This is a genomic window from Streptosporangium brasiliense (assembly GCF_030811595.1).
Lineage (GTDB): Bacteria > Actinomycetota > Actinomycetes > Streptosporangiales > Streptosporangiaceae > Streptosporangium > Streptosporangium brasiliense.
The window spans coordinates 1,144,295-1,162,760 of the sequence record NZ_JAUSRB010000001.1 but is presented as its reverse complement, the minus strand read 5'-3'; the positions used below and the strand labels follow the sequence as shown (position 1 = coordinate 1,162,760).

19 protein-coding genes are annotated in these 18,466 nt (G+C 71.6%); 13 read left to right on the top strand and 6 right to left on the bottom strand.

Annotated elements, in window-relative coordinates; genetic code table 11:
* The first annotated feature begins 17 nt into the window (after window positions 1–17).
* The 6 genes from argF to J2S55_RS05150 all read left to right on the top strand — a co-directional run bounded on the left by argF (window position 18) and on the right by J2S55_RS05150 (window position 6,514).
* The gene (argF, locus tag J2S55_RS05175) at window positions 18–1,022 is read left to right on the top strand and encodes an ornithine carbamoyltransferase (protein WP_306857682.1); all 1,005 of its coding nucleotides are present in this window, start codon (window positions 18–20) and stop codon (window positions 1,020–1,022) included.
* 3 nt (window positions 1,023–1,025) lie between these two features.
* Window positions 1,026–1,961 (top strand): carbamate kinase, encoded by a 936-nt coding sequence (arcC, locus tag J2S55_RS05170; protein ID WP_306857681.1) that lies wholly within the window; start codon window positions 1,026–1,028, stop codon window positions 1,959–1,961.
* A gap of 97 nt (window positions 1,962–2,058) precedes the next feature.
* Window positions 2,059–3,483 (top strand): amino acid permease, encoded by a 1,425-nt coding sequence (locus J2S55_RS05165; RefSeq protein WP_306857680.1) that lies wholly within the window; start codon window positions 2,059–2,061, stop codon window positions 3,481–3,483.
* Entirely contained in the window at window positions 3,480–4,388 is a 909-nt protein-coding gene (locus tag J2S55_RS05160; protein WP_306857679.1) for a universal stress protein, read from the top strand. The genes J2S55_RS05165 and J2S55_RS05160 overlap by 4 nt, the downstream gene beginning before the upstream one ends.
* 271 nt (window positions 4,389–4,659) lie before the next feature.
* Window positions 4,660–5,154: a transcriptional regulator BldD gene (gene bldD, locus J2S55_RS05155; protein WP_012889498.1), complete on the top strand. Its 495-nt coding sequence runs from the start codon at window positions 4,660–4,662 to the stop codon at window positions 5,152–5,154.
* Between the two features lie 217 nt (window positions 5,155–5,371).
* On the top strand, window positions 5,372–6,514 hold the full coding sequence (locus tag J2S55_RS05150; RefSeq protein WP_306857676.1) for a PP2C family protein-serine/threonine phosphatase: 1,143 nt from the start codon (window positions 5,372–5,374) through the stop codon (window positions 6,512–6,514).
* A gap of 164 nt (window positions 6,515–6,678) precedes the next feature.
* Here J2S55_RS05150 and J2S55_RS05145 read toward each other — a convergent pair whose 3' ends face one another.
* Both J2S55_RS05145 and J2S55_RS05140 read right to left on the bottom strand, forming a co-directional pair.
* Window positions 6,679–7,125, bottom strand: coding sequence for an SAV_6107 family HEPN domain-containing protein (locus J2S55_RS05145; protein ID WP_306857675.1), 447 nt, complete (start codon window positions 7,123–7,125; stop codon window positions 6,679–6,681).
* Window positions 7,126–7,447: 322 nt separating this feature from the next.
* A complete protein-coding gene (locus tag J2S55_RS05140; RefSeq protein WP_306857674.1) occupies window positions 7,448–8,254 on the bottom strand; it encodes a L,D-transpeptidase family protein in 807 nt (268 codons plus the stop codon).
* A gap of 119 nt (window positions 8,255–8,373) precedes the next feature.
* On the opposite strand from J2S55_RS05140, the gene J2S55_RS05135 reads away from it, so the two are divergent.
* Together J2S55_RS05135 and J2S55_RS05130 are read left to right on the top strand one after the other, a co-directional pair.
* Window positions 8,374–8,853: a YbaK/EbsC family protein gene (locus J2S55_RS05135; protein WP_306857673.1), complete on the top strand. Its 480-nt coding sequence runs from the start codon at window positions 8,374–8,376 to the stop codon at window positions 8,851–8,853.
* Window positions 8,854–8,981: 128 nt separating this feature from the next.
* Window positions 8,982–9,548 (top strand): GNAT family N-acetyltransferase, encoded by a 567-nt coding sequence (locus J2S55_RS05130; RefSeq protein WP_306857672.1) that lies wholly within the window; start codon window positions 8,982–8,984, stop codon window positions 9,546–9,548.
* Between the two features lie 56 nt (window positions 9,549–9,604).
* On the opposite strand, the gene metF is transcribed toward J2S55_RS05130, so the two are convergent.
* Window positions 9,605–10,537 (bottom strand): methylenetetrahydrofolate reductase [NAD(P)H], encoded by a 933-nt coding sequence (gene metF, locus J2S55_RS05125; protein WP_306857671.1) that lies wholly within the window; start codon window positions 10,535–10,537, stop codon window positions 9,605–9,607.
* A gap of 112 nt (window positions 10,538–10,649) precedes the next feature.
* Between metF and J2S55_RS05120 the strand changes: the two genes are divergently transcribed.
* A complete protein-coding gene (locus J2S55_RS05120; protein WP_306857670.1) occupies window positions 10,650–11,717 on the top strand; it encodes a polyprenyl synthetase family protein in 1,068 nt (355 codons plus the stop codon).
* A gap of 19 nt (window positions 11,718–11,736) precedes the next feature.
* Here the strand turns inward: J2S55_RS05120 and thiE are convergent, their stop codons facing one another.
* The 3 genes from thiE to J2S55_RS05105 are packed head-to-tail and all read right to left on the bottom strand — an operon-like array spanning window position 11,737 to window position 13,952.
* Complete coding sequence (gene thiE / locus J2S55_RS05115) at window positions 11,737–12,378, bottom strand: thiamine phosphate synthase (RefSeq protein WP_306857668.1); 642 nt, start codon at window positions 12,376–12,378, stop codon at window positions 11,737–11,739.
* A complete protein-coding gene (locus J2S55_RS05110) occupies window positions 12,356–12,730 on the bottom strand; it encodes an Rv2175c family DNA-binding protein (protein ID WP_306857667.1) in 375 nt (124 codons plus the stop codon). Before J2S55_RS05110 ends, thiE begins: the two co-directional genes overlap by 23 nt.
* A gap of 49 nt (window positions 12,731–12,779) precedes the next feature.
* On the bottom strand, window positions 12,780–13,952 hold the full coding sequence (locus tag J2S55_RS05105) for an NAD(P)/FAD-dependent oxidoreductase (RefSeq protein ID WP_370879590.1): 1,173 nt from the start codon (window positions 13,950–13,952) through the stop codon (window positions 12,780–12,782).
* 329 nt (window positions 13,953–14,281) lie between these two features.
* Between J2S55_RS05105 and thiO the strand changes: the two genes are divergently transcribed.
* The 4 genes from thiO to pknB all read left to right on the top strand — a co-directional run bounded on the left by thiO (window position 14,282) and on the right by pknB (window position 18,366).
* Window positions 14,282–15,403, top strand: a complete 1,122-nt coding sequence (gene thiO / locus J2S55_RS05100) for a glycine oxidase ThiO (RefSeq protein WP_306857665.1) — start codon at window positions 14,282–14,284, stop codon at window positions 15,401–15,403.
* Window positions 15,400–15,600 (top strand): sulfur carrier protein ThiS, encoded by a 201-nt coding sequence (thiS, locus tag J2S55_RS05095; protein ID WP_306857664.1) that lies wholly within the window; start codon window positions 15,400–15,402, stop codon window positions 15,598–15,600. The genes thiO and thiS overlap by 4 nt, the downstream gene beginning before the upstream one ends.
* Window positions 15,601–15,605: 5 nt before the next feature.
* Complete coding sequence (locus J2S55_RS05090; RefSeq protein WP_306857663.1) at window positions 15,606–16,364, top strand: thiazole synthase; 759 nt, start codon at window positions 15,606–15,608, stop codon at window positions 16,362–16,364.
* A gap of 76 nt (window positions 16,365–16,440) precedes the next feature.
* A complete protein-coding gene (pknB, locus tag J2S55_RS05085) occupies window positions 16,441–18,366 on the top strand; it encodes a Stk1 family PASTA domain-containing Ser/Thr kinase (protein WP_306857662.1) in 1,926 nt (641 codons plus the stop codon).
* Window positions 18,367–18,466 lie beyond the last annotated feature (100 nt).

The following is an 18,466-nucleotide window of genomic DNA, read 5'->3' as shown; positions in this document are numbered from 1 at the left end:
CACGAGGGGGGACACCGATGGCATTCAACCTGCGCGACCGCAGCTTCCTGAAGGAGCTCGACTTCACACCCGACGAGTTCAGGTTCCTGATCAGGCTGTCGGCCGACCTCAAGGCCGCCAAGTACGCCGGGACCGAGATCCCGAGGCTCACCGGCAAGAACATCGCGCTGATCTTCGAGAAGACCTCCACCCGCACCCGGTGCGCCTTCGAGGTCGGCGCCCACGACCAGGGCGCCCACGTCACCTACCTCGACCCGAGCGGCTCCCAGATGGGCCACAAGGAGTCGGTGAAGGACACCGCGCGGGTCCTGGGCCGGATGTTCGACGGCATCGAGTACCGCGGGAGCAGGCAGGCGTACGTCGAGGAGCTCGCGGCCTACTCGGGCGTGCCCGTCTGGAACGGCCTCACCGACGAATGGCACCCCACGCAGATGCTCGCCGACATGCTCACCATGCAGGAGCACAGCGACAAGCCCCTGCACGACGTCTCCTACGCCTACCTCGGCGACGCCCGCAACAACATGGGCCACTCGCTGCTGGTCACCGGCGCGATGCTCGGCATGGACGTGCGGACGGTGGCGCCCAGGGAGCTCTGGCCGGACGAGGAGAGCGTCGTCAGACCGGCCAGGGACCTCGCCGCGCGGACCGGCGCCACGGTCACCGTCACCGACGACGTGGCCAAGGGCGTCAAGGACGTGGACTTCCTCTACACCGACGTGTGGGTGTCCATGGGCGAGCCCAAGGAAGTGTGGGACGAGCGCATCGAACTGCTCATGCCGTACCAGGTCAACGCGGAGACGGTGAAGGCCACCGGGAACCCGGGGGTGAGGTTCATGCACTGCCTGCCGGCCTTCCACAACCGGGAGACCAGGGTCGGCGAGGACCTGTTCGAGAAGACCGGCCACGAGGCGCTGGAGGTCACCGAGGAGGTCTTCGAGTCACCGCGCTCGATCGTCTTCGACCAGGCCGAGAACCGGCTCCACACCATCAAGGCCATCATGGTGGCCACCCTGGGGGATTGACCGATGCGCGTCCTGGTGGCCCTCGGAGGCAACGCGCTGCTGCGGCGCGGTGAGAGACCCGACGCCGACACCCAGCAGGAGAACCTGCGCCTGTCGGTCACGTCGCTGGCCAAGCTGGCCGAGCGGCACGAGCTGATCATCACGCACGGGAACGGCCCGCAGGTGGGCGTGCTGGCGCTGGAGAGCACCCAGGACCCCAACCTGACCAGGCCCTACCCCCTCGACACGATCGTCGCCGAGACCCAGGGCATGATCGGCTACTGGATGCTCCAGGCGCTGCAGAACGCGCTGCCCGGCCGGCAGGTCGCGGCGCTGGTCACCCAGACGCTCGTCTCCGCGGTGGACCCCGCCTTCGAGGACCCGACCAAGTTCGTCGGCGAGGTCTACGACCAGGACGAGGCCGAGAAGCTGGCCCGCGAGTACGGCTGGACGGTCAAGCAGGACGGGCGCCACTGGCGCAGGGTCGTCCCCTCCCCCGCCCCGCAGCGGGTCGTGGAGACCCGGCTGATCCGCCGCCTGATCCGCGACGACATCCTGACGATCTGCGCGGGCGGTGGCGGCGTCCCGGTCATCCGCAACGACAAGGGCCAGCTCCAGGGCGTCGAGGCGGTCATCGACAAGGACCTCACCGGATCGGTGCTCGCCGAGGCGCTGGAGGCGGACGTCTTCATGATGCTGACCGACGTGCCACGGGTGGCCAGGCACTTCGGCACCCCGCGGCAGGAGGAGATCGCCCACACCACCCCCTACCAGCTACGCGCCGAGGAGTTCCCGGCCGGCTCGATGGGGCCCAAGGTGGAGGCCGCCTGCCGCTTCGTGGAGACCACCGGCGACATGGCCGCGATCGGCAGACTGGACGAGGCCGGGCAGATCCTGGAAGGGGAGGCGGGCACGATCGTCACCCCCAACGCCACCTGGCCGCTGGCCAGCACACTCTGATCAGGCGCCCGGCCCGCGTCAGGGCGGCCGGAGACTGGTCGGTCCCCCCACAACGACGGATCATCACCGCACAGGCCCAGTCGAGAGGGAACGAGACATGGCTTCCGTGGCGCATCGGCTGTTCCGCACCAAACCCGCCGACGAGATCGTCGCCGAGGGCGGCCACGGCGAGGGCGGCGAGCTGCGCCGGACCATGACCCTGTGGCAGCTCACCCTCTTCAGCGTCGGCGCCACGCTCGGCACCGGCATCTTCGTCATCCTCGGCCAGGCCGTGCCCAAGGCGGGCCCCGCGGTGGTGGCCTCCTTCGTACTGGCGGCGATCACCGCCCTGTTCTCCGCCCTGTCCTACGCCGAGCTGGCCGGCACGATCCCCGTCTCGGGCTCGTCCTACTCCTACGCCTACGCCACCCTGGGCGAGCTGGTGGCGTGGGTGTGCGGCTGGTGCCTGATGCTGGAGTACGCCGTCTCGGTGGCGGCGGTGGCGGTCGGCTGGGGCGAATACCTCAACCACTTCTTCCGGGACCTGTTCGGCTGGCAGCTGCCGGACTCCATCACCCACTCCCCCGGCCAGCAGGGCGGCGTGTTCAACCTCACCGCCATCGTGATCGTCCTGCTCGCCACCTGGCTGCTGCTGCGCGGCGCCTCCGAGAGCGCCACCGCCAACGCGGTCTTCGTGCTGATCAAGATCGCGGTGCTCGTGTTCTTCTGCGTCGTGGCCTTCACCGCCTTCAGCACGGGCAACCTGACGCCCTTCGCCCCGCTGGGCATCGCCGGCATCACCGCCGCCGCCTCGCAGGTCTTCTTCTCGTACATCGGCTTCGACGCGGCCTCGACCGCCGGCGAGGAGGCGAAGAACCCCAAGCGCGACCTCCCCCTGGCGATCATCCTCTCGCTCGGCATCGTCACGCTCGTCTACGTGGCGGTGGCCCTGGCCGCCGTCGGCGCCATGCCGTGGCAGCAGTTCAACCCCGAGAGCACCGAGGCCAGCCTGGCGCTGATCGCCGACCGGGCCACCGGCGCCACCTGGCCGGGCCTCATCATCTCCTTCGGCGCGGTCATCGCCATCGCCAGCGTGGTCCTCACCGTGCTGTACGGCCAGACCCGCATCCTGTTCGCGATGGCACGCGACGGCCTGATCCCGAGGATCTTCGAGAAGGTGGACCCGCGCCGCCAGGTCCCGGTGGCCAACACGCTCATCGTGGCCCTGTTCGTCTCCGTGCTCGCCGGGTTCATCCCGCTGGGCCAGCTCGCCGAGGCCACCAGCATCGGCACCCTGTTCGCCTTCGCCATCGTCAACGTCGGCGTGCTCGTGCTCCGCCGTACCCGCCCCGACCTGCCCCGCAGCTTCAAGACGCCGCTCTTCCCGATCACCCCGATCCTCGGCGTGATCTTCTGCGTCATCGTGATGCTCGGGCTGGCGGGGATCACCTGGCTGGCCTTCGCGCTCTGGCTGCTGGTCGGCCTCCTGGCCTACTTCCTGTACGGCTACCGCCACTCCCGTCTCAACCGGAGCCTCCGATGAAGATCGAGCATGTCCTCTCCGGGTTCGTCCCCGAGTCGCGCGGCAAGGACGGGCTGATGCTGGCCCTGGCGCTGGCCAGGCAGACCGGGGCCCGACTGACGGTGGCCTACGTGCACGCCCCCGCCTGGACCACCCCGGGCCCCGGCAAGATCGACGCCGAGTGGCGGGCGTACGTGCTGGAGGAGGCCGAGCTGACCATCGCCCAAGCACGGCGGCTGCTGTCGGAGGTGCGCGACGTGCCGATCGACTACGTCCTGCACGGCAACCGGGGCAGCGGGCGCGGCCTGGTGCAGCTCGCCGGCAGGATCAGGGCCGACGTGGTGGTCATCGGCTCGGCCCCCGGAGGCGTCCGGGGCCGCATCCGCCTGGGCAGCACCGCCGACCAGCTCCTGCACGCCTCCCCCGTGCCCGTGGCCCTGGCGCCCAAGGGGTACGGCGAGCAGCCCCCGCCCAAGCTCGGACGGCTGACCGTGGCCTACCGGCGCGACCCCGCCTCCGACGAGGCGGTGCGGCAGGCCGTCACGATCGCCACGCAGATGGGCCTGCCGCTGCGCCTGATCACTCTGGTCGTCAGCGGCGGACGGCAGGCGAAGATGGCCGAGGAGATGCTCCACCGGCTCCGGGAGAAAGTCGCGGCCGACCTCCAGGAGGCCGCGCGCGGGCACCGGCGCGTGCAGGTGGAGGTGGAGGTGCTGGAGGGCCGGAACGTGGCCGCGGCGCTCGGCGGCACCGACTGCGAGGGGGCGATGCTGATCTGCGCCTCCAGCGAAACGGGGCCGTTGCGCCGGGTCTTCCTCGGCGACGTCTCGTCGAAGATCATACGCGCAGCGCCGTGCCCGGTGATGATGTTGCCCCGGAACCCGCCCCAGAAGCCCGGATCCGGTAGCAAGCAGGGGAAACCCTGATGATTCACTGTCCGGAGTGGACAAGTGCGGCGTTTGAGGAGGAGCACACCGGATCGGATTCGGCATCTTTTTTCCAATCAGCTTGACCTTAGGCGTCCACAGCTTTACCGTCACTGTCCGTAACCACACCTCGCGGCGTTATCGGGTAAACCCCGGCGCTCCGGTCACCGAAGGTGCCTACCCCAGGCATCAATCCGGTGGTTGGGGCATATGTTGCGAGGGAGCACAATCAAGTGAAAGCAGTACATAACAGAGCCGGGGGGCCAATACGATGCCGTCTGAGTACGCCAAGTCGCTGGGTGCACGACTCCGCGCCATCCGCACCCAGCAGGGCCTGTCCCTGCACGGAGTCGAAGAGAAGTCCCGTGGACGCTGGAAGGCGGTCGTCGTCGGTTCCTACGAGCGCGGGGACCGCGCCGTGACGGTGCAGAAGCTTGCCGAGCTGGCCGACTTCTACGGGGTTCCGGTCTCGGAGTTGCTGCCGGGTGGCGCCGCGCCCAGCCCGCTCGGCCCGACGCCGAAGCTTGTGATCGACCTTGAGCGTCTTGCCCAGCTCCCCAAGGAGAAGGCCGGCGCGCTCGCCCGCTACGCGGCCACGATCCAGAGCCAGCGTGGCGACTACAACGGCAAGGTGCTGTCCATCCGCCAGGAGGACCTGCGCTCCCTTGCCGTGATCTATGACAAGTCCCCCACCGAGCTGACCGAGGAGCTCATCAACTGGGGCGTCCTGGACCCCGAGGCGCGCCGCGCCGTCGAGTCCTTCTGACGATCCGTCCGGCTGTGGGTGCGCCGGGGCCGGCGCACCCACCCACCGGGAAATCTCGCCCTCTCGTTAGAACATCGCCCGCATCGCGCCACGGATGACCATCCCTGTGGTAGGAAAAGGCAAACATGGCATTTAACGAGATGTGGTGGACATGGCAGGGGGAGATGGTCGGCATGATCACTCTCAGCGTCGCCCGAGAAGCCGCCGCGACGCCCTCATGGCGTCACTGGGGTCGACCAAGACCCGCGCGTTCCTGAGGCTGCTGACCTCCGTCGGAGGCAGCAGGACCCAGGACACCCTGAAGCTGCTCCCCTTCATCGTCATGGCCGTGGTGGCCCTGATCGACTTCGGCTCCGGCCCGACGGCCGGTCTCCTGCCCCTGCTGGCCCTGGGGCCGGCCTTCGCCAGCGTGGCCTGCGGGCTGGCCCGGACCACGGTGGTCGGCGTGATCGCCCTGGCGCTGTGCGTCGCGCTCGGCCTCTACAACGACATCCTCTGGACCTCCCGCACCAACATCACCATGGGCGCCATCCTCGGCGTCACCATGGCCAGCGTGCTGGCCAGCGCCGGACGGCTCCGCCACGAGCGACAGCTCGCCGACGTCCGCTCGGTGGCCGAGGCGGCCCAGCGGGTGCTGCTGCGGCCGGTGCCGCGCCGGGCCGGGCCGGAGATCGGCGTGGCCGTCTCCTACACCTCGGCCACCGCCGAGGCCAGGATCGGCGGTGACCTGTACGAGGTGGTGACCACCCCGCACGGGGTGCGGATCATCGTGGGAGACGTCCAGGGCAAGGGCCTGGAGGCCGTGGAGACCGCCGCGGTGGTGCTGGGCGCCTTCCGGGAGGCCGCCCACGACGAGGCGAAGCTCCAGGGCCTGGTGGCCCGGCTGGAGAACGCCCTGACCCGGGAGCTGTCCGGCGAGCAGTTCGTCACCGCCATACTCGCCGAGATCACCGGCGGCGCCTCGATCACTGTGATCAACTGCGGCCATCCGCCGCCCATGGTGCTCGGCTCCGGCGGCGGGCACTGGTTCGCCGATCCCCCGGACGAGGCGCTCCCCCTGGGCATGGGCCCGCTGAAGGCCGGCGAGCCGGTGCCGCACCAGATCCCGTTCGAGCCGGGGGACCAGGTCCTCTTCTACACCGACGGGGTCATCGAGGCGCGCAACGGAGCGGGCCAGTTCTATCCGCTCCCGGCCAGGGCGCACCTGTTGAACGGCGCCGACCCGCAGCTCGCCCTGGACGCCCTCCGCGCCGACCTGCTGCGCCATGTGGGCCGCCCACTGGGCGACGACGCCGCCATGCTCCTGCTGCGCCACCGCGCGGCCCGCCAGGCGACCTCCTCGGCCTCCTCGGCGGCCTGATCGGCCCGATCGGCCTGCGCCGGACGGCGAGGAGGGCCGCCGGACGGCAGGCCGGAGGCGGGTACGCCAGCAGGCGGGAGCGCAGCCGGTGCGCCTCCCGCGGGAACGCCGACAGGCGGGAACGCCGGCAGGCGGGAACGCCGGCCGGACGGCGGGCCGGGGCGCTAACCGGCGAGGGGGACGCGGCCGGGGAGTGCGGGCTGGGTGGGCACGCCGAGCAGGCTCTCCACCGCGGCGACGAACCGCTCCGCCTCGGAGATCAGCTCCTCGGCGTCCCGCGCCGAGACCATGCGGGTCATCCCGGCCTCGGCGGCGGCCCGCTTGGCCGCGCTGATCTCGAAGTAGGGCGCCCAGTCGGCGAGCCGGGGCTCGGCCTCGGGCAGCAGCTCCCAGGCGCTGCGCAGCCGGCGCCTGCGGCCGTCCATGGGGCGTGGCCGGGCGGCGAGGACGGCGGCGGCCGCCCTGAGGGCCGCCAGGTGGGCGGCGACGTAACGGGTGGCGGGGGTCCGTGCGGCGGCCGCCTCTTCCAGGCAGTCACGGGCATCGGCCAGGTGCGCCCGCGCTGTGGTCGACAGCCGGGGCCCGCCGGGATCGCTGGGCCGAGGGGTCATGTGCTTCAGCCTCCTAGGTCGCAAGCGGCTCCCGGCGTCTTCACCGGTGGTGTCAACACTCGCAGACCCCACCGACAAATTCCCCGGGCGGCCGGACGAGGAGCTTCCCCTCTCCCCGTCCGTCCCGACCGGGCCCGGCCGTCCGCGACGACGGCGTGGGCATGGTCGACCACCCTGGACGTGATCCGCGAGTTTCACGTCATTGCATCGAACATAAATTCGATCACTCATAGTGTCAAGTAAAGCGACGAACAAAGGTTCGATCCCTGCGGGGACGGCAAAGCCCCGGGAGATCAGGATCTCCCGGGGCTTCGACCTGCGGCTATCGGACGAACTTGCCGCGCACGTGCACCGGCACGTTCTTGCCCAGCAGGCTGGGGAGCATCCCCGCCACGTTCATCGGGAGCCGGACGCAGCCGTGCGAGGCCGGGGCCAGCGGCACCGACAGCGCGCCGTGGAAGGCGATGCCGCCGTTGAAGAAGATCGGGTTGTAGAGCTGGCCGAGGTAGGACTTGTGCCAGCCGCTCCTGCGCCAGGTCGTCTTGTAGTCACCCGTCGGCGTGCGGGCGTCGCCGCAGAAGCGCTGGACCTTGCCGTTCCAGTTCGCCGTCTCGCAGTAGGGGATCCCGCTGCCGGAGGAGGTGTGGCTGATCAGCTTCACCTGCCCGTTGACGTAGAGGACCATGACCTGCTTGGCGAGGTTCATCTCGACCCGGGTCGGCTTGCCGCCGGGCACCAGCACCTTCGGCGCCTTGGGCGCCTCCAGGGCGTTCCAGGTCCTGCTCGCCACGGTGCTGGTCGGCGAGATGCCGTTGACCTTCTGGAAGGCCCAGACCGCGGCCTGGGTGGCCCCGCCGTACCGGCCGTCGATCTTGCCGGGCGCGTAGCCGAGCTCCTTCAACCGGCCCTGGAGCACCTTGACCTCGTTGCCCTTGGCGCCGATCTTGAGCGTCTTGCCGGGCGCGACGAACTCGGGCGCCGCGGCCTGCGCGCCGGCCTGCGCCACGACGGCCGGGGCCGCCGGGGTCACGGGCTGGGCGTTCGCGACGCCGACCGAGCCGAGCGAGGCGACGAGCACGGCCCCCGCCGTCATAAGCGCAGCCACTCCGAGCTGCCGTTCAACCCCCACCTGAAATCATCCCCTCATCTCACCGGTGCCTGAACCAAGGGACCATAACGTATGAACCGCCTGTCTCAGCCAGAGGTGATGAAGCGGCAATCAATGGTCAATCTGTTTAGAGTGGCCGCGTGCCAGAAAAGTTGCATCCCAACATCGAGAAGGTCGCCGCGGTCCTGGAGGAGCACGGCGTCACCGGCGAGATCGTCGTGTTCGCCGAGGCCACCCCGACCGCCGTGACCGCCGCCGCGCAGCTCGGCTGCGAGGTCGGCGCCATCGCCAACAGCCTGGTCTTCGACGCCGACGGAGACCCGCTGCTGGTGCTCACCAGCGGCGCCCACCGGGTGGACACCGACTTGATCGCCGAGACGGTCGGCGCGGCGAAGGTGCGGCGGGCCGCCCCGGACTTCGTGCGCGCCGCCACCGGCCAGGTCATCGGCGGCGTCGCCCCGATCGGCCACCCCGCACCGCTCAGGACGCTGGTCGACGTCTGGCTCGACCGGCACGAGACCGTCTGGGCCGCCGCCGGTCACCCGCACACGGTCTTCCCCATCACCTTCGCCGAGCTGGTCCGCATCACCGGCGGCACCCCGGTGGAGGTGGAACGATGACCGCCGCCCGGGGTCCCGCGGCCGGTCCTCCGGCAAAAAGCGCTCTAGTAATTTTATGAAAAATACTAAACACCGCTTACACCCCTTTCGACATCCCCGGCGACGTCTGCCCTGCTAGGGTGCGTGGCGTGATCGGACTGCGACGGGTCGGCCCCGATGAGTTCACCACCCGGCTGGACGCGGTCCTGGAGATCTACACCGCGGCGATGAACCCGCCGGTCGACCAGCTCCCCGGCCGCAGGACGATCATGGGGAACCACGCCCTCCATCCGGGATTCGCCTGCCTGTTCGCCGAGCGCTCCGACGGGACTCCGGTGGGTCTGGCCTACGGCTTCCACGGGGTCCCCGGGCAGTGGTGGCACGACGTCGTCCACCGGGCCATGGCGGAGCGCAACGGCGAGGGGAGCGCACGTGGCTGGCTCGGCGACGCCCTGGAGCTCGCCGAGATCCACGTCCACCCCGACTATCACGGCAAGGGCATCGGCCGGGCGCTCGTCGTCGGCATGTGCGCCGGCCGGCCGGAGCGCACCGCCGTGCTGTCCACCCGCGACCAGCCCACCGCGGCCCGGCACCTCTACCGCAGCGCCGGTTTCGTGGACCTGCTCACCCAGTTCGTCTTCCCCGGCGGCTACGAGCGCTACGCGATCCTCGGGGCCGTGCTCCCGCTCAGGGAACAGACCGCCGGGGACTCCTGACGGCGGCGGCCGCGCGTCGTAGGCGCGCCGGGGCGCCCGCCGCCCCGGTCACGGCGCTAGACGGCCAGCCTGCTCCGCTCCGGCGCCAGGTCGAGGGCCTGGAAGACCTCGCGGGTCGCGCTGGAGCGGTTGAAGGTGATGAAGTGGATCCCGGGCACGCCCTCGTCGAGCAGCGTCTGGCAGAGCTCGGCGGCGTGCTCGACGCCCAGCCGGCGCACCGCGGCCGGGTCGTCGGCGACGGCCTCGAACCGTGCCGCCACCTCGGCCGGGAACGGCGCGCCGGACAGCTGCTCGGAGCGGACGATCGTGCTCATCTGCGTGACGGGCATGATGCCGGGGATGATCGGGGTGTCGCAGCCCTGGGCCGCCACCCGGTCGCGCAGCCGCAGGTAGTCGTCGGCCCGGAAGAACATCTGGGTGATCGCGTAGTCGGCGCCCGCCCGGCACTTGCGCACGAAGTGCTCGGTGTCGGTCTCCACCGATCCCGACCTGGGGTGCTTGTAGGGGAAGGCGGCCACGCCGACGCAGAAGTCGCCGGCCTGGCGGATCAGCCGGACCAGCTCCTCGGCGTAGAGCACGCCCTCGGGGTGGCGCACCCACTCCCCCGTCGGGTCGCCGGGCGGGTCGCCCCGCACGGCGAGGATGTTGCGCACGCCCGCCCCGGCGAAGCGGCCCACCAGGTGGCGCAGCTCGCGGATGGAGTGGTTGACGGCGGTGAAGTGGGCGACCGGGGTCAGCGTGGTCTCGTGGGCGAGCCGCTCGACGATCTCGACCGTGCGGTCGCGGGTGCCGCCGCCGGCGCCGTAGGTGACCGACACGAACGTGGGGCGCAGCGCCTCCAGCTCCCGGATGGCGCGCCAGAGCTGCCGCTCGCCCTCGTCGGTCTTCGGCGGGAAGAACTCGAAGGAGAACGACCGGCCACCGGCGGCGAGGAGCTCGCGGACGGTGGGCACGCGGTCGGGAAGGATTGACGGGCGACCCAGAGCCATGTCCCTAGGGTACTGGGCACCCGGCCGGCTGACCCCCCGCAATCATGCTCATGGGACGAAACACCCACCTCTACAGATAGGAGCCGTCGGTCGGGCCAGATAATGTCAGTGCATGACCACTTCCGCCGCCGCGCTCGACATCATCCGCTTTGAAGTGGATCGTTCTCTCAAAGAGTTCGTCGAGCGGCAGCGACCTCAGGTCAGCGCCCCCGAGCTGGCTCCTCTCATCTCCGCCGCCGAGGAGTTCCTGGCGGGCGGCAAGCGGCTGCGTCCGGCGTTCTGCTACTGGGGCTGGCGCGGCGCGGGCGGCGGCGACGACCCGGCGCTCTTCACCGCCGCCGCGTCGCTCGAGCTCCTGCAGGCCAGCGCCCTCGTGCACGACGACGTGATGGACGCCAGCGACCTGCGCCGGGGCATGCCGTCGGCGCACCGCAGGTTCCAGGCGCTGCACGAGAAGGCCGGCTGGCACGGTTCGGCGGAGCAGTTCGGCGAGGGCGCGGCCATCCTGCTGGGCAATCTGATGCTCATCTGGTCCGGCGAGATGTGGCGCGGCAGCGGCCTGCCGCCCGCCTCGCTGGCGGCGGCCCAGCAGGTCCACGACCACATGCGCACCGAGCTGATGTGCGGCCAGTATCTGGACCTGCTGGAGCAGGCCCACGGCGAGAACACCTTCGACAGCGCGCTGCGGGTCGCCCTCTTCAAGAGCGGCAAATACTCGGTGGAGCAGCCGCTCCGGCTCGGCCTGGTGCTGGCCGCGCGTGAGCGCGCCCCGTGGATCGACCGCCTCTGCGAGGAGTACGGCCGGTGCGTGGGCATCGCCTTCCAGCTCCGCGACGACATCCTCGGTGTCTTCGGCGACCCGGCCGAGACCGGCAAGCCCGCCGGCGACGACCTGCGGGAGGGCAAGCGGACGATGCTCATCGCCCGCACGCTCGCCGCGGCCTCCGCGGCGCAGGCCGAGACGGTGCGCGCCACCCTCGGCGACCCGGCGCTGGACTCGGCCGGGGTCGACCGGCTACGCCAGATCATCGAGGAGACCGGGGCGCTCGTCGCCTGCGAGGACATGATCAAGGGCTATCTCGAAGACGCCCTGGGCTCGCTGGACGACGCCCCGATCACCGCGGAGGCCCGCGCGGCCCTGGCCGATCTGGCCGTGGCCGCGACGGCGCGCCGCACCTGACCCCGGCCGCCCGAGGCGGTCAGCCCGAGGCGGTCAGCCGCCGCTGGAACTCCGCGGCGGCCGCCTTCGGGTCGTCGGCCTCGGTGATCGCCCGCACGACCACGACCCGGCGCACGCCGTACGACATGACCTCCTCCAGGTTGGTGAGGTCGATGCCGCCGATGCCGAACCAGGGCCGGTCGGTGTCCAGGGACGCGGCGTGCCGCAGCAGGCCGGGCCCCGGGGCCGGCCGCCCGGGTTTGGTGGGCGTGGGCCAGATCGGGCCGCAGCAGAAGTAGTCGACGCCGGGCTCGACCGCCGCGGCGGACGCCTCCTCGTCGGCGTGAGTGGAACGCCCGATGAGGATGTCGTCGCCGAGCATGTCGCGCACGACCGGCACCGGCAGGTCGTCCTGGCCGAGGTGGAGCACATCGGGACGGGCCGCGTAGGCGATGTCCGCCCGGTCGTTGACCGCCAGCAGCTTGCCGTGGCGGTCGCAGGCCGCGCGGAAGACCTCAAGGAGCTCCAGCTCCTCGCGCGCCTCCAGGCCCTTCTCGCGGAGCTGCACGATGTCGACCCCGCCCGCGAGGGCCGCGTCGAGGAAATCGGCGAGATCCCCCCGATCGCGGCGCCCGTCGGTGCACAGGTAGAGGCGGGCCTCAGAAACCGAGGGCCTGGGCACGCCGCTTGACCTCGGTATGGCGGCCCGCGACGATCGCGTCCACCGGTGAACCCGGCAGGGTCTCGTCCGGGGTGAACAGCCAGCGGAGCGACTCGACGTCGTTGTATCCGGCGTCGAGCAGCACGGTGAGCGTGCCCGGCAGGCCCTTGACGACGTCGTCGGCGCCGAGGAAGGCGGCGGGGACCTGGGGCTCGCCACCTCCCCGTCTCACTCCGATGAGCTTGCGGTCCTTGAGAAGTTGCTTGGCACGACCGGCACTGAGGTTGAGCCGCCTGGCCACCTCGGTCAGGGTGAGCCACTCGCCCACCAGCTCGTCGGTCTCCCGGTCGATCTGCGCAACAGAAAGCGTCACGAATCCACCACTACCACATCGGGCCTTTCGCCAAACACCGGCGGCGAGGTTACGCCGCAGTACAGTCGCGCAACGCTACCGCAGGGTCGGCCAGACGGCCGACGTCGAGGCGCTGCCCGCGCTCGATGAGGCGGCGGCCCTGGACCAGGTCCCGGGGGCGGTTGACCGCGAGCACCGCGGTGAGCCTGTCGTCCTCCGACACCCAGCAGACCCCCCACCTGGCGTCGGTGGCCGGGTCTCCGCGCAGGACCAGCCGCTCGCCGTCGTGGTGGCCGGCGTACTGCACCATGTGGCCGAACTGCTCGGACCAGAAATAGGGCACCGGGTCGTAGACCGCCTCCTCGCCCAGGAGTGCGGCCACGGCCACGTCGGGGGCGCCCAGCGCGGTGTCCCAGTGCTCGACCCGCATGCGGCGGCCGTAGCGGCGCGACCACCAGGCCGCGCAGTCGCCCACGGCGACGACGCCGGGCAGCGAGGTGCGCAGGTGCTCGTCGGTGACGACCCCGTTGCCGAGCTCGACGCCGGAGCCGGCCAGCCACTCGACCGCGGGCCGCACCCCGACGCCGGTGACGACCACGCCGGCCTCGACCGTGGAGCCGTCGGCCAGGGTCAGGCCGCCCTGGTCCACGGAGGCGACCGCGGTGCCCAGCCGCAGGTCCACACCCGCCTGGCCGTACCAGGAGGCGGTGTGCGCGCCCACGGCGCCCAGGGCGGCGCTCAGCGGGACGGCGGCGGCCTCGACGACGGTCACCTCGCAGCCGGCCCTGCGGGCGGCGGTGGCTACCTCGGCGCCGATCCAGCCCGCGCCGATGACGGCGACCTTCGTGCCGGCGGTGAGCAGGGCGCGCAGTTCGAGCGCGTCGTCGATGGTGCGCAGCACGTGCTGGGCGCCATCGCCGCGCAGCCGGACCGGGCGCGCCCCGGTGGCGATGACCAGCCCGTCGTAGGCCAGCTCCCCTTCGGTGGTCTCCACCACGCCCTCGCGCAGCCCCTTGGCGGCCACGCCCGCGCGGAAGTCGACCTCCAGGGCGTCCAGATCGGAGTCGACGATCGTGGAGTCGGTCTCGCCCAGCAGGACGCTCTTCGACAGCGGCGGGCGGTCGTAGGGCCGGTGCGCCTCCTCACCGAGCAACGTGATCGTGCCGCCGAACCCACGGGCCCGTAACGCCTCGACACTCCGAACGCCGGCCAGGCCGGCGCCAACCACCACGACATGATTCACAACTCACGAGCCTAAGCGGCCGGGCCGACCCGCTACCAACGCGGTTTGATAACGAAAACGGTATTTACCGCACATTCGGCGCGGTGAGGGAGTTGTCGAAGCCCTTAGGGTGGGAGTGACAAGACGCGCGGGAGCCCGGGACGCACCGGGCTGAGAGGAGGGCTGCGGGCGACGAGGACCGCGGTGGGCCAGGTGAGGTGCGGAAAGCTCGCGCAGCAGGCGCGGGTGGGCACGGCACGGGGCCGCCGACGTTCCGACGCGACCGCGAGCGGGCCCTCGACCGCCACGGACCTGATCCGGATCATGCCGGCGAAGGGAGCGGAGCACGTATGGCGCACGGTTTCGACGTCCTCGTCATCGGCGGGGGCGTGGTCGGGCTGTCGGTGGCCTGGCGGGCGGCCAAACAGGGCCGGACGGTGGCGGTGGTCGACCCCGCCCCGGCCTCGGGGGCCTCACACGCCGCGGCGGGCATGCTGGCCCCGGTCAGCGAGGCCACCTACACCGAGGAGCCCCTCCTCCGGCTGGGCCTGGCCTCCCTGGCGCGATGGCCCGCGTTCGCGGCCGAGCTCACCGCCGACAGCGGCCACGACCTCGACTACCGCGCCGACGGCACGCTGGAGGTCGCCTTCGGCGCCGACGACCTGGCGGTGCTCGACGACCTCGCCGTGTTCGTCGACAAGCTGGGCCTGCCCGCCGAGCGGCTCACCGGCCGCGAGTGCCGCCGCCTGGAGCCGATGCTCGCGCCGTCCGTCCGCGGCGGCCTGCTGGCCGGCGCGGACGCGTGGGTGGACCCCAGGAGGGTCACCGGGGCGCTGCTGACCGCCCTGGAGCGGCGGGGCGGCGCGCTGGTGCGCGGCCGGATGACGGGGCTGCGGACGGCCGCCGGCGCGGTCACGGGCGTACGGCTGGCGACCGGCGAGACCGTCGGGGCGGCACGGGTGATCCTGGCGGCCGGGGCCTGGTCGGGGGCGCTGGAGGGCCTGCCGCCCGAGGTCCTGCCGCCGGTGCGGCCGATCAAGGGCCAGATCATGCGGCTGCGCTCCCCCGCGCCGATCCTCCAGCGGTGCGTGCGGGGCGTCGTGCACGGCGCGCACGTCTACCTGGTGCCGCGCGGCGACGGGGAGCTCGTCGTCGGGGCCACCCAGGAGGAGATGGGCTTCGACACCCGGGTGACCGCCGGGGGACTGTGGGAGCTGCTGCGCGACGCCCGGGAGCTGGTCCCCGGCGTGACGGAGCTGGAGCTCGCCGACGTGGTCGCCGGGCTGCGCCCCGGCACCCCCGACAACCTGCCGCTGGTCGGCCCCACCCTCCTGCCCGGCCTGTCCATGGCGACCGGGCACCACCGGGGTGGGGTGCTGCTCGCCCCGCTCACCGCCGAGCTCTGCGACGACGAGGCGGACGGGGAACTGTCGACGATCTGCTCGCCACTGCGCTTCCAGGAGCACCCATGAACGTGACCATCAACGGCACCGCGCGCGAACTGCCCGCCGGGGCGACCGTGACGCAGGCCGTACGGACGCTGACCGAGCTCAGCGGCGGCGTGGCCGTGGCGGTGAACGACGAGGTCGTCTCGCGGGGCTCGTGGGACTCCACCACGCTCGCCGAGGCCGACCGGGTCGAGGTGCTCACCGCGGTACAGGGAGGTTGACGGGCATGGACGACGATCTGATCATCGGCGGGGAGAAGTTCTCCTCCCGCCTCATCATGGGCACCGGGGGCGCGCCCTCACTGGAGGTCCTGGACCAGGCGCTGGCCCTCTCGGGCACCGAGCTGACCACGGTCGCGATGCGGCGGCTGGACCCGTCGGCGCGGGGCTCGGTCCTCGACGTGCTGCGCAGGCGCGGCATCAAGGTCCTGCCGAACACCGCGGGCTGCTTCACCGCCGGGGAGGCCGTGCTGACCGCCAGGCTGGCCCGGGAGGCCCTGGGGACCGACTGGGTCAAGCTGGAGGTCATCTCCGACGAGCGCACCCTGCTGCCGGATCCGATCGAGACCTTCGACGCGGCCGAGCGGCTGGTGGCCGACGGGTTCGTGGTGCTGCCCTACATCGGCGACGACCCCGCCCTGGCCCGCAGGCTGGAGCAGGCCGGCTGCGCGGCGGTGATGCCGCTGGGCGCGCCGATCGGCTCGGGGCTGGGTGTGCGCAACCCGCACAACATCGAGCTCATCGTGGAGTCGGCGAAGGTGCCGGTGATCCTGGACGCCGGTATCGGCACGGCCAGTGACGCGACCCTGGCGATGGAGTTGGGCTGCGACGCGGTGCTGCTGGCCACGGCGGTGACCCGGGCGCAGCGGCCCGACCTGATGGCGCAGGCCATGCGCTCGGCGGTCGTCGCGGGCCGTCAGGCCCGGCTGGCGGGGCGGATCCCCCGGCGGCGCTACGCCGAGGCGTCCTCCCCTATGAATCCGTAGGAAACAGTCAACTTCTCGGCATCGGTTTGGAACACCGGGACCCTGTCGGCGCCAAATCGCCCGTAAACTCAGCCGGGTGGACACGACGCTTACGGACCCCCTGGTCGGGAAACTCCTCGACGGGCGTTACCGCGTTGAGTCCCGGATCGCCCGGGGCGGCATGGCGACCGTCTATCTGGCTCTGGACATCCGGCTCGACCGCACGGTCGCCGTGAAGGTGATGCACCGCTCCCTCGCCGAGGACCCCGCGTTCGTGCGGCGGTTCATCGGCGAGGCCAAGTCGGTGGCCAGCCTTTCGCACCCCAACGTGGTGCATGTCTTCGACCAGGGCACCGACGGGGACAACGTCTACCTGTCGATGGAGTACGTGCCGGGGCGGACCCTGCGCGACGTGCTCCGCGCCCGGGGCAGGCTGCCCGCCCGCGAGGCCCTCGAGGTCATGATCCCGGTGCTCGCCGCGCTGGGCGCCGCGCACCAGGCCGGGCTGGTCCACCGGGACGTCAAACCGGAGAACGTACTGCTCAGTGATGACGGCCGGGTCAAGGTGGTGGACTTCGGCCTGGCCCGCGCCATCGAGGCGACCAACCAGACGCGGACGGGCGTCATGATCGGCACCATCGGCTACATGTCGCCCGAGCAGGTGACCTCCGGTGCCGCCGACGCCCGCAGCGACGTCTACTCGGCCGGGATCATGCTGTTCGAGCTCCTCATCGGCCACCAGCCGTACGAGGGCGACACCCCGATGTCGGTGGCCTACCGGCACGTGCACGACACCGTGCCGGTGCCCTCGGCGCTCCTGCCCGGCACCCCGCCGCTGCTGGACACGCTGGTGGCCCAGGCGACGGCCCGCGACCCGGCGACCCGCCCGGCGGACGCCACCGCCCTGCTGGTCGCCGCGGTGGACGCGCACCGGATGCTGCCCAGGGAGAGCGGCCCGGCGCCGTCGGCCCCCGCCGCTCCCCCGCCGGCGCCGGGCTCGGACGCGGCGCCCGCGCCGGCCAACCAGACCCTGATCCAGCCGCGGGTGGAGCTGTTCACCAGCCCCGTCGCCGAGCCCGCCGCGCCCGCCCCCCGGGCGCGCAAGGGCGCGCGGCCCAACTGGTTCCTGCTCGCGCTGGCCGTGGTGATGGTGATCGCGGTCGGGGTGACCGGCTGGCTGTTCTCCCAGACCACCACCCTCACGGTGCCCACGCTGGCCGGCAAGAACATCAAGATCGCCGAGAGCGAGGCCCGGCGGCTCGGCTTCGTCGTCGAGATCGGCAAGGCCGAGAACGACGAGAAGGTGCCCAAGGGCAGCGTGCTGCGGACCGATCCGGTGGCGGGCACCGAGACCGAGGAGAAGGCCAAGCTGGTCCTCATCGAGTCGGCGGGGCCCAAGCGGGTCGCCGTGCCCAACGTCGTGGGCATCAGCGAGCCCGAGGCCCGGGCGAAGCTGGCCGAGGCCGGGCTGGTCGTCAACAAGGTCAGGAAGCAGGCCAGCGAGACCGTGCCGCGCGGCCAGGTGATGCGGACCAGCCCCGCCGTGGGCAACCTGGTCAAGGAGAGCAGCAAGGTCGACCTGATACTGAGCGCGGGACTGCTCATGCCCGACGTCAAGGGCATGCCCCGCGACCAGGCCGACTCCTTCCTGCGCGGCGCGGGCTTCAACCCCCAGTTCGTCGAGCAGACCGACGCCGCCCAGCCCTGCACGGTCATCGCCCAGGACCCCCAGCCCAAGGCGGAGATCGACAAGGGCGCCGTCGTCAAGCTGACCCTGTCGCAGTGCAACAACGGCGAATGGCACTGGCCGTGGGAGAACAACGACCAGAACACCACCGACGACAAGGTCATCATCATCCCCAACGTGCTGTTCAAGGACGTCAAGGCGGCTCGGGAGGAGCTGCGCGTCGCCGGGATGGGCGTGAAAATAAAAAAAGGACCGGGCCGGGGCGTGGTCCTGGCCCAGATCCCACCGGGAGGACAGCAGGCACCGCCTGGCACTGAGGTGACCCTCTGGCACTGAACCAGGCGTAGCCAGGCGCGGAAGGGCCCGGTCTCCGGCGGAGACCGGGCCCTTCCGCATCCACGGCCGGCCCTCCCACTCATGGTGACCAGCTCACTCA

Coding starts and splice junctions, on each gene's coding strand:
- bldD (WP_012889498.1), top strand. CDS start 4,660: ATGCCGTCTGAGTACGCCAAGTCGCTGGGTGCACGACTCCGCGCCATC.
- metF (WP_306857671.1), bottom strand. CDS start 10,537: ATGGCTCTGGGTCGCCCGTCAATCCTTCCCGACCGCGTGCCCACCGTC.
- J2S55_RS05150 (WP_306857676.1), top strand. CDS start 5,372: ATGGCGTCACTGGGGTCGACCAAGACCCGCGCGTTCCTGAGGCTGCTG.
- J2S55_RS05165 (WP_306857680.1), top strand. CDS start 2,059: ATGGCTTCCGTGGCGCATCGGCTGTTCCGCACCAAACCCGCCGACGAG.
- J2S55_RS05120 (WP_306857670.1), top strand. CDS start 10,650: ATGACCACTTCCGCCGCCGCGCTCGACATCATCCGCTTTGAAGTGGAT.
- J2S55_RS05160 (WP_306857679.1), top strand. CDS start 3,480: ATGAAGATCGAGCATGTCCTCTCCGGGTTCGTCCCCGAGTCGCGCGGC.
- thiS (WP_306857664.1), top strand. CDS start 15,400: ATGAACGTGACCATCAACGGCACCGCGCGCGAACTGCCCGCCGGGGCG.
- thiO (WP_306857665.1), top strand. CDS start 14,282: ATGGCGCACGGTTTCGACGTCCTCGTCATCGGCGGGGGCGTGGTCGGG.
- J2S55_RS05090 (WP_306857663.1), top strand. CDS start 15,606: ATGGACGACGATCTGATCATCGGCGGGGAGAAGTTCTCCTCCCGCCTC.
- arcC (WP_306857681.1), top strand. CDS start 1,026: ATGCGCGTCCTGGTGGCCCTCGGAGGCAACGCGCTGCTGCGGCGCGGT.
- J2S55_RS05145 (WP_306857675.1), bottom strand. CDS start 7,125: ATGACCCCTCGGCCCAGCGATCCCGGCGGGCCCCGGCTGTCGACCACA.
- argF (WP_306857682.1), top strand. CDS start 18: ATGGCATTCAACCTGCGCGACCGCAGCTTCCTGAAGGAGCTCGACTTC.